This window comes from Gilliamella sp. X-46 (genome assembly GCF_057063525.1).
In genome coordinates this window covers 1-14,767 of sequence record NZ_JBXSQH010000011.1, presented here as the reverse complement: position 1 = coordinate 14,767, position 14,767 = coordinate 1, and the positions used below count along the sequence as shown (strand labels likewise).

At 34.4% G+C, this 14,767-nt stretch carries 14 protein-coding genes and 1 pseudogene; 12 read left to right on the top strand and 3 right to left on the bottom strand.

Features of this window, described 5'->3' with window-relative positions; genetic code table 11:
• Positions 1-202: 202 nt before the first annotated feature.
• On the top strand, positions 203-886 hold the full coding sequence (hda, locus tag ACYIAJ_RS07960; protein ID WP_483560630.1) for a DnaA inactivator Hda: 684 nt from the start codon (positions 203-205) through the stop codon (positions 884-886).
• Between the two features lies 1 nt (position 887).
• Positions 888-1,667, top strand: coding sequence for a Cof-type HAD-IIB family hydrolase (locus ACYIAJ_RS07955; RefSeq protein WP_483560613.1), 780 nt, complete (start codon positions 888-890; stop codon positions 1,665-1,667).
• 24 nt (positions 1,668-1,691) lie between these two features.
• Here the strand turns inward: ACYIAJ_RS07955 and ACYIAJ_RS07950 are convergent, their stop codons facing one another.
• The 3 genes from ACYIAJ_RS07950 to tusB form a co-directional block, all read right to left on the bottom strand.
• On the bottom strand, positions 1,692-2,798 hold the full coding sequence (locus ACYIAJ_RS07950) for an anhydro-N-acetylmuramic acid kinase (RefSeq protein ID WP_483564608.1): 1,107 nt from the start codon (positions 2,796-2,798) through the stop codon (positions 1,692-1,694).
• A 4-nt stretch (positions 2,799-2,802) separates the two neighbouring features.
• A complete protein-coding gene (gene tsaC / locus ACYIAJ_RS07945) occupies positions 2,803-3,366 on the bottom strand; it encodes an L-threonylcarbamoyladenylate synthase type 1 TsaC (protein WP_483560611.1) in 564 nt (187 codons plus the stop codon).
• Between the two features lie 118 nt (positions 3,367-3,484).
• Positions 3,485-3,766, bottom strand: a complete 282-nt coding sequence (tusB, locus tag ACYIAJ_RS07940) for a sulfurtransferase complex subunit TusB (RefSeq protein ID WP_483560610.1) — start codon at positions 3,764-3,766, stop codon at positions 3,485-3,487.
• 131 nt (positions 3,767-3,897) lie between these two features.
• Between tusB and tsaE the strand changes: the two genes are divergently transcribed.
• The 10 genes and pseudogenes from tsaE (at position 3,898) to purT (ending at position 14,542) form a co-directional block, all read left to right on the top strand.
• Positions 3,898-4,371, top strand: coding sequence for a tRNA (adenosine(37)-N6)-threonylcarbamoyltransferase complex ATPase subunit type 1 TsaE (tsaE, locus tag ACYIAJ_RS07935; protein WP_483560609.1), 474 nt, complete (start codon positions 3,898-3,900; stop codon positions 4,369-4,371).
• Positions 4,372-4,433: 62 nt separating this feature from the next.
• Positions 4,434-5,138, top strand: a pseudogene (locus ACYIAJ_RS07930) (N-acetylmuramoyl-L-alanine amidase); the annotation flags it as partial.
• Between the two features lie 20 nt (positions 5,139-5,158).
• A complete protein-coding gene (gene mutL, locus ACYIAJ_RS07925; protein WP_483560608.1) occupies positions 5,159-7,009 on the top strand; it encodes a DNA mismatch repair endonuclease MutL in 1,851 nt (616 codons plus the stop codon).
• Complete coding sequence (gene miaA, locus ACYIAJ_RS07920) at positions 7,006-7,920, top strand: tRNA (adenosine(37)-N6)-dimethylallyltransferase MiaA (protein ID WP_483564607.1); 915 nt, start codon at positions 7,006-7,008, stop codon at positions 7,918-7,920. Before mutL ends, miaA begins: the two co-directional genes overlap by 4 nt.
• Positions 7,921-8,212: 292 nt before the next feature.
• The gene (hfq, locus tag ACYIAJ_RS07915) at positions 8,213-8,458 is read left to right on the top strand and encodes an RNA chaperone Hfq (protein ID WP_085247646.1); all 246 of its coding nucleotides are present in this window, start codon (positions 8,213-8,215) and stop codon (positions 8,456-8,458) included.
• Positions 8,459-8,476: 18 nt separating this feature from the next.
• Entirely contained in the window at positions 8,477-9,772 is a 1,296-nt protein-coding gene (hflX, locus tag ACYIAJ_RS07910) for a ribosome rescue GTPase HflX (protein WP_483560606.1), read from the top strand.
• Positions 9,773-9,795: 23 nt separating this feature from the next.
• Positions 9,796-11,013 carry an FtsH protease activity modulator HflK gene (gene hflK / locus ACYIAJ_RS07905; RefSeq protein ID WP_483560605.1) on the top strand — a complete coding sequence of 406 codons (1,218 nt, stop codon included), beginning with the start codon at positions 9,796-9,798 and terminating at the stop codon, positions 11,011-11,013.
• A 10-nt stretch (positions 11,014-11,023) separates the two neighbouring features.
• Positions 11,024-11,953 (top strand): protease modulator HflC, encoded by a 930-nt coding sequence (gene hflC, locus ACYIAJ_RS07900; protein ID WP_483560604.1) that lies wholly within the window; start codon positions 11,024-11,026, stop codon positions 11,951-11,953.
• A 20-nt stretch (positions 11,954-11,973) separates the two neighbouring features.
• A complete protein-coding gene (locus ACYIAJ_RS07895; protein ID WP_483560603.1) occupies positions 11,974-13,272 on the top strand; it encodes an adenylosuccinate synthase in 1,299 nt (432 codons plus the stop codon).
• Between the two features lie 88 nt (positions 13,273-13,360).
• Positions 13,361-14,542: a formate-dependent phosphoribosylglycinamide formyltransferase gene (gene purT, locus ACYIAJ_RS07890; protein WP_483560602.1), complete on the top strand. Its 1,182-nt coding sequence runs from the start codon at positions 13,361-13,363 to the stop codon at positions 14,540-14,542.
• Positions 14,543-14,767: the final 225 nt, after the last annotated feature.

Sequence of the window (14,767 nt, the reverse complement as noted above, 5' to 3'; positions counted from 1 at the left end):
TTCAATTTTATACTTATATAAATGAGCTTTTATTAAAAAGTTAATATAGTTAGTTCAAGAAAATAAATGATGAATATGAAACAAAATAGTAAGTAACTTATAATATGATATTAGAATATTTTTCTTTTCTATAAAAGTGATTGATTTTTATGAAAGCAAATTTATACTTAACATGATTATATTTTTATTGTGAGGTTCGTTTATTACTCTTTCGCAGCTACCTTTACCTTTTTTATTACCTAACAATGAAACTTTTGATAGTTTTTATGTTGGTGATAATCGATTATTGTTTGATTCTTTGCAAACCTTATTAGGTAAAGAGGGTTTTAATATCTTCTATATATGGTCGGCTAGTGCTGCGGGTCGAACTCACCTTTTACATGCATCAAGTCAAAATAAATTAGCCAGTTATATTCCTTTAAAGCAGTATTATCATCTTGTGCCCGAAATTCTGCAGGGATTAGATCATTACGATTTAGTTTGTTTAGATGATATTGATGCAATAGCAGGTCATAGGGATTGGGAAGAAGCTATTTTTGATTTATTTAATCGTTTAACTGAAAAAAACGTGAGTAAATTATTGATAACGGCAAGTAGGCCACCTAAACAAATTTCTTTTATATTACCTGATTTGGTTTCTAGGTTATCTTGGGGGCAGGTTTATCAATTAAAAGAGCTTAGTGATGATGATAAGCTTAAGGCCTTACAATTAAGAGCACAATTAAGTGGCTTTGAATTATCAACAGAAGTTGGGTTATTTTTATTAAAACGCGTTAACCGTGATATGCGTACACTGTTTTCTTTATTAGAGAAGTTTGAGGTAGCAACGCTTGCGCAACAACGTAAATTAACCATTCCTTTTATCAAACATATTTTGGATTTGTAATATGAGTCAAAAACCTGAAGCTATTGTTTTTTTTGATCTAGATGGGACACTATTTAATAGCCAAATTGATGTATTACCCAGCTCTTTTGAAGCTATAAAAAAATTAAAACAAAATAATATTATACCAATGATTGCAACGGGCAGAACACCTTGTGAAGTGGTTGATTTAATGAAAAAGACTCAAATTGAGTCGATAATTGGCATGAACGGGCAAGTTGTTTTATATGAAGGCGAAAAGGTCTTTACTAATGATATTGATAAGGGCGTTATCGATCGTTTGTATCAATACTCTAAACAGCAAACAGGTATTCCGTTGTCTTTTTATAATCACGAAATTATGCGAGTGTCGGAAGATAGCCAACCTACTAAAACATTTTATCATTTCCTTAAGCAGCAAGTTCCGCCTGTTGATGATCAGATTTATTTAAAAACACCTATTCAGATGCTTTTATTACTTTGTGAATCAGGAGAAGTGCTTTATCGAGATGTTTTCCCTGAGCTAACCTTTATTCGTAATACGCCTTACTGTGTTGATGTTTTTAATTATGGTGGATCTAAAGGGTATGGTATTACTCAATTGTTAAAAAATAAAGGATTTACTGATGTGCCAACCTATGCCTTTGGTGATGGCATGAATGATTTTGAAATGTTCCTAACCGTTGATCATCCAATTGCTATGGGTAATGCTGTTGATGAATTAAAAGCACAAGCTGAGTTTGTGACAGATACTAATGATAATGATGGAATAGCTAAAGGTTTACAACATGTTGGCTTGATTTAATCAAAATCTATCTATATTTTTAGTTTATTGATAATAAACTCCTAAACAAACAGCTTGGCTTGCACCAGTTACCTCTGGAATGTTTGATGGAATATTGTTGATTCGACAATAAGCAAGCCAAGCAAAGGCTATTGCCTCCATATCGTCTCCATTTATACCTTTTGTATCGGTTGTTAATACTGCCCATGCGGGTAATAAAGCCGATAATTTTTGCATAATTAGTGGATTTTTAGCTCCTCCACCGCAAACTAAAAGCTCACAAGGTAATGCGTTTACAATAGATAATTTATTAATTTCATTAGCAATGGATAAAGCGGTAAATTCAACCAGTGTTGCTTGAATATCTTGTGCTTTTAAATGTGTTCCTACTAGTTTTTTATAAAGCCATGATAAGTTAAATAGTTCTCGTCCTGTACTTTTGGGGGCGGGTATTTGAAAATAGTCTTCTTTATATAAAAGGTTTAATAATTCTTGGTTTATTTTACCTGTTTTTGCCCATAATCCATCTTGATCATAGTTTTTACCTAAGTGCTCTTTTATCCAACCATCCAGTAATACATTACCTGGTCCAGTATCATAACCTAGGATGGTTTGATTGGGTATTAATACCGAAATGTTACTAATACCGCCGATATTTAGTATCACGCGATTTATTTTTGGATCTTGTAGCACTGCTTTATGGAAAGCAGGAACAAGTGGTGCACCTTGTCCTCCATAAGCCATATCTTTACGACGAAAATCAGCAATAGTGGTTATACCTGTTTTTGCGGCAATGATATTGGCATCACCAATTTGTAAGGTAAAAGGATTATCACCGTTTGGTGAATGGTAAATTGTTTGTCCGTGACAGCCAATAGCTTTAATTTGTTGTTTATCAATATTATTATCTTTTAAAAACTGATTTATGCTATCAGCAAACAGTTTGCCTATTTGATGATCTATCTCACCTAAATTTTGTAATGTGGTTTGCTGGGTTTCACATAATTTTAGTAAATGCTGTTTTAAATCGGCGGGCATTGGATAGCAGTTACTCGCTATTGATGTGACATTTTTTGCGGTAATATTTACCAAAGCAATATCAATTCCATCCATGCTAGTACCTGACATCACACCAATATATAAATTTTGCATAAAGTTACCCTTGCCGAATGATTTGTCCTGTTTTGATGTCTTTAATTTGCGATGGTTGTGATCGATGGCCTGTTTCACCGTCTAAAATAGGAAAATTTTGACCAAACTGTTTGGCGACTTCGATAGCGGTTTTGCAAGGATTATGAGTAGAAAGATTAGCACTGGTTGACACAATCGGTTTTCCATAAAGATCACAAAGCTTACAAACTAAAGGATGATTGGTGACGCGCACTGCAATAGAATCAAATTTACCTGTTAAAAAATAAGGTGTATTTTTATTTTTAGGGAACACCCAGGTAATAGGCCCAGGCCAGTTAGTAAGTGCTAACTGTTTTTGTTCATTGGTGATGGCTGATTCATCTATATAGGGAATTAGTTGTTGGTAACGGCTAGCAATTAAAATCAAGCCTTTATCTATTGATCGTTGTTTTATTTGTAGTAACTTTAATACGGCTGATTCACAATCCGGATCACAACCTAGACCAAAAACGGCTTCAGTTGGGTAAGCAATCACTTCACCATTTTTTAAATAATTACTTATTTCCGATAGCGTTAATAAATTAGCCATTAAATTTGAGTATTAACTGAGTACAATTGGTATTTATATTAAACCTAGGTTTTAGGTTTTGCAAATTAGCATAATTTAGCTTTTAAATGGTGGCAATAGTGAATATCTTAGTCTATAGTCATTCCCAGTTCATTTGTGGAAAATGGCTAGCTGTAAGTTCCACAACCTGTTGCATAGTAATAATTTTAAGCCTTGAATCGATAATATTACTTAGTCCACGAGCTTCAATATCACTGTTGATGATATAGCAATGCTTGGTTTTATGGACAATATCATCTAATAATGGATTATTTTGTATCGCCAGAACAACGCCATTTTGCCAGAACAATACGGCATCTTGATCTGATATTAATTGTGGGTTTATGGTTGAATGATTTGCTGTCGAGATTGTATGTAGCATTATTTTTCACTTTTATATTAAAACGTAAGTTTTATTGAAACTTTTTGATAAAATCAAGGTTATCTTGTTTGGTACATCTTTAATGGTTATTAGTATATAATAAGGAATATTTATTGAGCAAAGAATTCATCATGAAACCAATTATTTTAACTGATGAGCAACAAACGATTTTGTTTGGTAGTAAGCTTGCCAAACAGTGTTTAAACTATTTATCTAAGCATGATGATACAATTGTTATCTATTTAATTGGCGATCTTGGTGCTGGTAAAACAACTTTTAGTCGTGGTTTTTTGCAACAATTAGGGCATGTTGGTAATGTAAAAAGCCCAACTTATACGTTAGTCGAACAGTATCAATTTGATCATTTTACCGTTTATCATTTTGATTTGTACCGGCTTTGCGATCCTGAAGAGCTGGAGTTTATGGGGATTCGTGAATATTTTGCTTCGCGATCGATTTGTTTAATTGAGTGGCCAGAGCAAGCAAATGGTATCTTGCCTAGTGCTGATCTTGAAGTTCATTTGGCTTATTTAGCGTTTGAACGTACAGCTTCTGTGCAGGTAACAAGCGAAAAAGGTCAAGCGATTATTAATTTATCACAATAGAAATAAACAATAAAAAGACAATGAAAAAACTACTCACTTTTTTTATGTTATTACTGCTTTGTAGCTCTGCTTATGCAGCTAAAGTTGTGATTGCTGTTGATGCAGGACATGGTGGTAAAGATTCTGGCGCAATAGGAAAAAATAAGTTATATGAAAAAACTGTTACGTTTTCAATTGCAAAAAAATTAACTAATTTGTTAAATAAAGACCCTAATTTTAAGGGGGTTCTAACTCGTACCAGCGATAATTTTATTTCTGTTTCGCAACGATCCGAAATCGCTCGTAAAAATAAAGCTAATTTATTAGTTTCAATTCATGCCGATGCTGCACCAAATAGGAATGCAGCTGGTGCTTCGATCTGGGTTTTGTCAACTAAACGTGCTGACACGGAACTTGGTCGTTGGCTTGAACAAGATGAAAAACAGTCACAACTATTAGGTGGAGCTGGTGATGTGCTTAGTGATGATCATGATCCTCATTTAAGCCAAGCGGTGTTAGATTTACAATTTTCTTATTCTCAACAAGTGGGTTACGAGCTAGCAAAGCAAGTGTTAAAAGAGATGAAAGGAACAATAAAGTTACATAAATCAGCCCCAGAACATGCAAGTTTAGGTGTATTACGTTCACCAGATATCCCATCAATTTTAGTTGAAGTTGGCTTTATTTCTAATCAAAATGAAGAAAGTTTACTTGGTAGTAATGACCATCAAGATAAGATAGCTAAAACTATCTATCAGGGCATAAAAAATTATGTTAAGCAAAATCCAAAGTTTGGAGAGCAGCATTAATGACAATCCATATTCTTTCACCCCAATTAGCCAATCAAATTGCTGCTGGTGAGGTGGTAGAACGCCCCGCTTCTGTCATTAAAGAGTTAGTTGAAAATAGCCTTGATGCGGGAAGTACTCAAATTGATATTGACCTTGAACAAGGTGGTTGTAAATTAATTCGTATTCGTGATAATGGTTGCGGTATTGCTAAAGATGAATTAGCACTGGCACTTGCTCGTCATGCGACAAGTAAAATTAGTACTTTAGATGATTTAGATGCAATTATTAGTCTTGGATTTCGTGGTGAGGCGCTAGCAAGTATAAGTTCAGTTGCAAGATTGACATTAACTTCACGTACGGCTGAACAATCCGAAGCATGGCAAGTTTATGCTGAAGGACGGGATATGAAGCCGATGATTAAACCTGCAGCTCATCCTGTAGGATCGACTGTCGAAGTCCTTGATCTGTTTTATAATACACCTGCAAGACGTCGTTTTTTAAAAACAGAAAAAACTGAGTTTATGCATATTGAAGAGTTTGTTCGGCGTATTGCACTTGCACGCCCCGATGTTACCTTTAATTTACAACATAATGGTAAACTCGTTAAGCAGTATCGTTCATCAGCTCTTGAAAAACGAGTCGAATTAGTTTGCGGTCGATCTTTTATGCAAAAAGCTGTAAAACTGGATTGGCAGCATGATGATTTACTCATTCAAGGTTGGGTCACCAGTAGTGAAAGTAGTGATTTGCAGTATTTTTATGTTAATGGGCGAGTCATCAAAGATAAATTACTTAATCATGCATTGCGTCAGGCTTACATCAGTCGTACTAATGAACAACAAAGTTATGTGGTGTTTTTACAAATTGATCCAAAACAAGTTGATGTTAATGTTCACCCAGCCAAACACGAAGTCCGGTTTCATGAAGCAAGACTGGTTCATGATTTTGTTTATCAAGCGATAGTGATGGCACTTGAATCAGATCTATCTGTAACAGAAGAAAAAGTTACCATAACACCTAATCGACAAGCAGCGGGTGAGAATATCTTTAATCAAAAAACGGCAGCTAATTCTTATCAAACCCGTAGTCAATTATCGAAAAAACCAAGTAATTATGCTAAAGAAAATGCATTGTATGGTGAGTTAGTTAATGTTGCACCTTCGCAAGAGACAGTGCAATTTGAGCAAAAACAGTCATTCTTATCGGTAGAAGAGAATGAAATAACTGAACCACAAAAAGCGGTTATTGAAGCATTATTTCCTAAAAGAAGTACGCCACTACAAGCATTACAACAGCAACTTGATAGCTCATCATTAGTACAATTTGGTCGGGTATTAACGGTTATTCAGCCCGATATTGCATTACTTGAAAAGTATGAAGATAATCAGCAAAAATTAATGTTGATGAAATTGCCTATTGCTCAGCAAAAAGTTAATGCAATTAAGTTATTATCACAAGACTCTGAAAAATTGCTTATCCCATTAACAATTTTAATTAATCATAAAGAGCAGCAAGTTCTTTCTACTTATCAAGCACAGTTGAATTTTTTAGGTTTTTGTTTTTATATTGATAAAGCAAAATTGTATTTGCAAAATGTTCCTAAAATGTTGCGCACCGTCAATTGGCAAAAATTATTACCCACTTTAATTGCTTTTATATCCGATCCAAAAAATGGAGTATTAGATCCTACACAGATAGCTACGTGGTTGGCTATCCAGTGTGATGATGGTCGTACTACAAGTTGGAGTATGGCTAAGGTTATTCCATTACTTACTCAATTAGAACAGATAGATATCAATTTATTACAACAGGAATCATTTTTATATCCGATTGATATACAATCTTTAACTCAATTAATTTTATCATGAATAAACCAAAAATTATTTCGTTAATGGGGCCAACGGCGTCTGGTAAAACGGCATTTGCTATGATGCTTTACGATCGTTATCCTATTGATATTATTAGTGTCGATTCTGCTTTGATTTATCGCGGTATGGATATTGGTACCGCAAAACCAACTAAAGAAGAGCAACAAAAGTATCCACATAAATTGATTAATATTTGTGATCCAGCTGAGAGTTACTCAGCTGCTAATTTTAGACATGATGCAATTGTGGAAATTGAAAAAACACTAAAAAAGGGTCGAATTCCATTGTTAGTTGGTGGGACAATGCTCTACTTTAAAGCTTTAATTGAAGGGCTTTCACCGCTTCCTGCTGCCAATTATGAAATTCGTGAACAAATAGAAGAAAAAGCTAATAAATTAGGTTGGCAAGCGATCCACGAAGAACTTAAGAAAATTGATCCAATTTCAGCTGAAAGAATTCATCCTAACGATCCTCAGCGCTTAAACCGTGCTTTAGAAGTTTATTTAATCTCAGGTAAAACTTTAACAGAACTTACACAAGAAAGCGGTGAATCATTACCATACGATATTATACAATTTGCTATTATGCCACAAGATCGAGCGCAATTGCATGAACGTATAGAACAACGTTTTTTACAGATGTTAGATAATGGATTTGAAGATGAAGTTAAAGCACTTAAACAGCGATCGGATTTACATTTAAACTTGCCGTCTATGCGTTGTGTTGGATATCGTCAAATGTGGGAATATTTAAATGGTGATATAAGTTATGATGAAATGGTTTTTAAAGGTATTTGTTCCACTCGGCAATTAGCTAAAAGACAAATTACGTGGCTTCGAGGATGGAAACAACCTATAACATGGTTAGATAGTAATAGTATTAACAGTTGTGCTTTTGAGCATATTTTTTGAGTCTCAAAATAGAGTTATTTTATTTTTTTGAATTGTATTGAAAATAATTCTTTTTATTTTGTAAAGAAATTTTAGATTTATGCGATGTTTTAGCTTTTTTTTGTGTTATTTTTGTAAATTGATTAAATTTTTAGTTATTTTTGCATAAATTTCAATTGGCAGGTTTAAGAGCAGAGTTTTTTATGTTATTTTGGTACATGTTATAGGTATCTTATATTTAAAGTTAAATAGATATTTATTTTTTATACAGTTATTTTATCTTCATATTATTATCATCTTAAAGGATAAACTCATGTCAAAAGGGCAGTCATTACAAGATCCTTATTTAAATTTGCTTCGTCGAGAGCATATTCCTGTATCAATCTATTTAGTTAATGGTATTAAGTTACAGGGACAAATTGAATCATTCGATCAGTTTGTTATTTTGTTAAAAAATACTGTAAGCCAAATGGTATATAAACATGCTATCTCAACAGTCGTACCATCTAGACCTATTTCTGGATTGCTATCTCAACCTGAAGAGGAAGGCGAAAGCTGATATCTCTGGAGAATCTGATTGTTTGAGCGATATAAAGGCGGTGAAACTGCCTTATTGGTCCATGTATTCTTCCCTCAAGAAAGCGATATCGAGGATCTTAAAGAGTTTGAAGTATTAGTTTCTTCAGCTCAGATAGATATTCTCGATATTGTAACAACTTCAAGAAAATCGCCTCAAACCAAATATTTTGTTGGTGAAGGTAAAGCGCAGGAAATCGCTGAAAAAGTTAATCAACTTGATGCTTCTGTTATTTTAGTAAATCATACTTTAACTCCCTCCCAAGAACGCAACCTAGAACAGTTGTGTAAATGTCGCGTTGTTGATAGAACAGGATTAATTCTTGATATTTTTGCACAACGAGCCCGAACACATGAAGGTAAATTGCAAGTCGAGTTAGCGCAGTTACAACATCTTTCGACTCGATTAGTTCGGGGTTGGACACATCTAGAACGGCAAAAAGGGGGAATAGGTTTACGTGGTCCTGGTGAAACGCAATTGGAAACAGATAGACGATTGATTCGTCATCGTATTCAGTTGATTTTATCAAGACTTACGAAAGTTGAAAAACAGCGAAATCAAAATCGTCAATCAAGAAATAAAGCTGATCTCTCAACAGTATCTTTAGTTGGTTATACTAATGCGGGTAAATCAACACTATTTAATTCATTAACAAATGCTGATGTGTACGCTGCTGATCAGTTATTTGCTACGCTCGATCCAACGCTACGGCGGATTACTGTTGATGATGTTGGCGAAGTTGTTTTAGCAGATACAGTTGGTTTTATTCGTCATTTACCCCACGATTTAATTGCCGCTTTTAAAGCGACACTACTTGAAACGCAGGAAGCCACATTGCTATTACATGTTGTTGATGCAGCAGATCCTAATTTATTGGATAATATGCATGCCGTTGATGATGTTTTGCTGGAAATTAATGCATACGAAATTCCAACATTACTTGTTATGAATAAAATCGATTTGATAGACGGTAAACAACCAAGTATTGATCGAGATGAAAACGGTATGCCTATTCGAGTTTGGATTTCAGCGCAAAATGGTTTAGGATTGGATCAATTATTCATTGCGTTAAAAGAAAGACTCGCTAAGCAAATTCAGGTTTGCCATTTGAGTGTGCCGGCTTATTTAGCAAGACTAAGAAGTCGTTTATATCAGTTAAATGCAGTAGAAAATGAATTTATTAATGAGGATGGTAGTTTTCATCTAGATGTGAGAATTCCCTCTATTGAATGGAATCGCCTCTGTAAACAAGAACCAGATCTGTTATACTTAATCAATAAGCAAAATAACAACTAATTGTTAAATGGAGCATATAAAATATGGCGTGGAATCAGCCCGGAAATAACGGACAAGATAACGACCCATGGGGTAATAATAACAAAAAACCGGCTAATAATTCATCTAATGGTTTATTTGATAAAGTTAAGGGATTCTTAAAAAAAGGTAATTTTGGTAATAATAGAGGTGGTTCTGGAATTAAATTGCCAATCAATGCTACTAAAATTATTCTATCGGTAGTCGTTTTACTCGTTATGATTTGGGGTATGAGCGGTTTTTATACTATTAATCAAAGTGAACTTGGGGTTATTACTCGCTTTGGTAAAGTTCAACCTGAAATTATTCAACCTGGATTAAATTGGAATCCACCGTTGATTGATAAAGTGTATAAAGTTGATGTACAAAGTACGCGAAATTTTAATCTAGACGGTTTTATGATAACAACCGGAGATGATTTAGACTTCGTTGAGATGAAGGTAGAATATAGTATCGTCGATCCTATTAAATATTTATTTAATGTCACTAATGTTAAAGATAGCTTACAACAAGCAGCAGATAGTGCTTTGCGCACCGAATTTGATAGATTTGGTATGAAGGGTGTCTTTACTAATGACAGTTTGGCATTAGCAAACCGTATAAAAGATGAATTAACTAATATTATTAATAATTATGATATGGGGATTAGTATAGTTGATATTAATTTCCAATCAGTTAGTCCTTCTAAAGCAGTACAAGAAGCTTTTAATGGTGTTATGAAAGCTCAAGAAGATAAAAAACGCGAAATAAACAACGCTACAACTAAAAAAGCCACAAAAGTTCAAGAAGCAAAAGCTCAATCAGCAGTAATTTTAGCTAATGCAAATGCATATAAAGTTAAAGTGGAACTTGAAGCTGCTGGTGATGTAGTTCGTTTTGAAAAAGTATTATCACAATATAAAGTGGCACCAGAACTTACAAAAGAGCGTCTATATATTGAAACTATGGAAAGAATATTAGCCAAGACCAGTAAAATTGTAGTTAATGATAAAAGTGGAAATTTAGTGGTTTTACCATTAGATCAACTGTTAAAAAACAAAAATAAAAAAGATTCTGAGTCATTGACTTTACCAAACTCAAATAGTAAAGATATGTCGAATTCTTCAGAAGTAGTAAAAGATCTGTCTCAAACAACACAGGAATTACCAAAAGAGGCTAAAGATAATACGAATAACTCCAATATTGGAAATACTGCGCGGACTCCGCGGTTTATAGGAAAGTAAGGAGATAAATATGCGCAAATTATTGATTCCTTTAACATTAATTTTAGTTGGTGTGTTTTTTTCTAGTACCTATGTTATCGAAGAAGGAACTCGTGGTGTTGTTTTACGATTTAATAAAATTATAGGTGTATCAGAGCCTGGATTACATTTTAAAGTTCCAGGAATGGATAATGTCAAAGTTATTGATGCTAAAATTCAAACTATAAATAATTCTAGCAAGCTAGATCGTGAACAAAAATTCATAACGCGTGACAATAAAGACTTAGTTGTTGATTATTTTGTGCAATGGAGGGTTGTTGATTTTAATCAATACTATAAAGCTATTGCAGGAAATAATAATATTGAAAACTTATTGTTTGCTCGTTTAAATAGTCGTTTAAAGTCTGAAATTGGTAAACTAAATACCACTGATATTTTTAATGACACAAATAATAGTTCCCATGATTCTATCGTGGTACGTATCAAATATGCATTAAATGGTCTTGCTCAGACGGTGGTTGAGAATAATTCAACAGGAAATCTTGTCGAAAAAGGTTCTGAAAGTAATGAAGTAAGCATACGATCTTTTGGTGTTGAAGTTATTGATATTCGTATAAAAAATGTTAGTTTTCCTCAAGAAATATCTAAATCTATTTATGATAAAATGAAAGAAGATCAACGTTCTCAAGGCATTCAGGTAGTGAATGAAATACAAGCAGAGACTACACTTGAAGTAACAAAGATACTATCTGAAGCTGAACGCGAATCTCAAGCTATTTGTGGTGAAGGTGATGCTAATGCAGCTAAAATTTATGCTGATGCTTTTAGCAAAGATATTGAGTTTTTTAGCTTTATTCGTAGTTTAAAAGCTTATGAACAAAGTTTTACAGGTAATGATATTATGATTATTAGCCCTGATAGTGAATTTTTTCAATATATGAAATTAAAATCTAATAAATAATTGAATGAGATAAATAATCTATGAGTAATAATGTTGTTGTGCTAGGTACGCAATGGGGTGATGAAGGCAAAGGTAAAATTGTTGATTTACTCACAGAAAAAGCAAAATATGTTGTTCGTTATCAAGGTGGACATAATGCTGGTCATACATTAGTGATTAATGGTGAAAAAACTGTATTACATTTAATTCCATCAGGAATCTTACGCAATGGAGTGACAAGTATTATTGCTAATGGTGTTGTACTATGTCCAGATGCCTTAATGAAAGAAATGAATGAGTTAGAAAAAAGTGGTATTCCTGTTAAAGAAAGACTCCTTATTTCCGAATCATGTCCTTTAATTTTACCCTATCATATTGCATTAGACCAAGCGCGAGAAAAAGCACGTGGTAGTAAAGCTATTGGAACAACAGGGCGTGGTATTGGTCCAGCCTATGAAGATAAAGTAGCGAGACGAGGACTTAGGGTTGGTGATTTACGTGATCGCCAAGCTTTTGCTGAAAAATTAAAAGAAGTGATGGAATATCATAATTTCCAATTAGTTAATTACTACAAATCAGAAGCAGTAGACTATCAACAAGTTTTAGATAATACATTAGCGATAGCTGATATTTTAGTTGCTATGATTGCGGATATTCCTGCTCTTTTAGAGGAAGCACGCAAAAAAGGCGAGAGAATTATGTTTGAAGGGGCACAAGGTACATTACTTGATATTGATCATGGAACTTATCCTTTTGTGACTTCTTCTAATACCACAGCTGGTGGTGTTGCTACAGGTTCTGGTTTTGGTCCGCGTTATGTTGGTTATGTGCTAGGTATTGTCAAAGCCTATTCTACACGTGTTGGTGCTGGGCCGTTTCCTACTGAATTATTTGATGAGACTGGTGAGTACTTATGTAAGCAAGGTAATGAATTTGGTGCAACAACAGGTCGTCGTCGTCGTACTGGATGGCTTGATGCTATTGCTGTTCGCAAGGCAGTACAACTTAATTCTGTTTCAGGATTTTGTTTAACTAAACTTGATGTGTTAGATGGGCTTAAAGAAGTTAAAATCTGTATTGGCTATCAATTACCAAATGGTGAAGTTATCAAAAACGCTCCTGCGGCAGCTGAAGAGTGGAGTTTAGTTAAACCTGTTTATGAATCAATGCCTGGCTGGAGTGAATCAACCTTTGGTATGAAAAGTTATGATGCTCTTCCACAAGCAGCTAAAGCTTATATTAAACGGATTGAAGAGTTAACCGAAACACCAATTGATATTATTTCAACAGGACCAGATCGAAGTGAAACAATGATTTTGCGCGATCCATACCAAAACTAATTTAGTATCAATCAAATCGGGATAATTGTCCCGATTTTTTGTTTTAGGATGTTGTTTTCCCGAAAAATTTACTGCGTAAGAGGAAATTATGACTAAACTAGGAACGCCATTATCACCAACTTCAACTAAAGTATTACTTTGCGGTGCAGGCGAACTTGCTAAAGAAGTTGTCATTGAGTTACAACGATTGGGGTGTGAGGTTATTGCCGTTGATCGTTATGCAAATGCGCCTGCGATGCAAGTTGCTCATCGGTACCATATCGTTAATATGCTTGATGGAGATGCTTTAAGAAAAGTCATTGAAGCAGAAAATCCAGATTATATTGTTCCAGAAATCGAAGCCATAGCAACATCTACACTAATCGAGTTGGAAGAAAAAGGTTTTACAGTTATTCCAACAGCAAAAGCAACACAACTTACCATGAATCGTGAAGGAATTCGTCGACTTGCAGCGGAGGAATTAAAATTACCAACGTCACCTTATCGATTTGCTGAAAATGCAACTGAATTTAGAAAAGCAGTCAAAGAAATAGGTTTTCCTTGCTTAGTTAAACCTGTTATGAGCTCTTCTGGTAAAGGACAATCGTTATTAAGAGGTGAAGCCGATATTGAATCATCATGGAAATATGCACAAGAAGGTGGTAGAGCTGGCGGTGGAAAAGTTATCATCGAAGGTTTTATTGATTTTGATTACGAAATTACTCTACTTACAGTTAGACATATTAAGGGGGTGTCATATTGTGAACCAATAGGGCATCGTCAAGAACAAGGTGATTACCGAGAATCTTGGCAACCTCAGCAGATGTCTGACAAGGCATTGAAACAGGCAAAAGATATTGCGACTAAAATAACAGATGCATTAGGTGGGCGAGGGTTATTTGGTGTTGAATTGTTTGTTAAAGGCGATCAGGTATGGTTTAGTGAGGTATCACCTCGTCCGCATGATACAGGTATGGTGACATTAATTTCACAAAATCTATCTGAATTTGCACTGCATGCTAGGGCAATATTAGGACTGCCGATTCCTATTATAGAACAATATGGACCATGTGCATCAGCTGTTTTATTGATTGAAGGTGATTCAAAACAAGTCACTTTTGCTAATCTTGATAAAGCATTAAGTGAATTGCAAACTGATTTACGTTTATTTGGAAAACCAGAAGTGAAAGGGACAAGAAGAATGGGGGTTGCGTTAGCTAAATCGGTAACGGTTAAAGAAGCGATTAATAAAGCTCTCAATGTAGTAAAACAAATAAAAATAACCTTATAACTGGTTGTTTTGTGCAAAAAGCAATCGTTTAATTTAAAAAAAGCAAAATTTGTAAAATAGGGGTTGACGTTTGCGGGTGAAGTGAGTAACATACGCAACCCTTGAGACAGCAAACTAAAGCGGTAAAATGTTTGGTTAATATAAAAGCTGTCAGCTCTTTAAAAAGAAGAAACAGACAATCTGTGTGGGCACTTGCGAGACGAAGAATGAAAAGTCTACGGACTT

Coding starts and splice junctions, on each gene's coding strand:
- hflK (WP_483560605.1), top strand. CDS start 9,796: ATGGCGTGGAATCAGCCCGGAAATAACGGACAAGATAACGACCCATGG.
- tusB (WP_483560610.1), bottom strand. CDS start 3,766: ATGCTACATACAATCTCGACAGCAAATCATTCAACCATAAACCCACAA.
- ACYIAJ_RS07955 (WP_483560613.1), top strand. CDS start 888: ATGAGTCAAAAACCTGAAGCTATTGTTTTTTTTGATCTAGATGGGACA.
- hflC (WP_483560604.1), top strand. CDS start 11,024: ATGCGCAAATTATTGATTCCTTTAACATTAATTTTAGTTGGTGTGTTT.
- ACYIAJ_RS07950 (WP_483564608.1), bottom strand. CDS start 2,798: ATGCAAAATTTATATATTGGTGTGATGTCAGGTACTAGCATGGATGGA.
- purT (WP_483560602.1), top strand. CDS start 13,361: ATGACTAAACTAGGAACGCCATTATCACCAACTTCAACTAAAGTATTA.
- miaA (WP_483564607.1), top strand. CDS start 7,006: ATGAATAAACCAAAAATTATTTCGTTAATGGGGCCAACGGCGTCTGGT.
- mutL (WP_483560608.1), top strand. CDS start 5,159: ATGACAATCCATATTCTTTCACCCCAATTAGCCAATCAAATTGCTGCT.
- tsaE (WP_483560609.1), top strand. CDS start 3,898: ATGAAACCAATTATTTTAACTGATGAGCAACAAACGATTTTGTTTGGT.
- hfq (WP_085247646.1), top strand. CDS start 8,213: ATGTCAAAAGGGCAGTCATTACAAGATCCTTATTTAAATTTGCTTCGT.
- ACYIAJ_RS07895 (WP_483560603.1), top strand. CDS start 11,974: ATGAGTAATAATGTTGTTGTGCTAGGTACGCAATGGGGTGATGAAGGC.
- tsaC (WP_483560611.1), bottom strand. CDS start 3,366: ATGGCTAATTTATTAACGCTATCGGAAATAAGTAATTATTTAAAAAAT.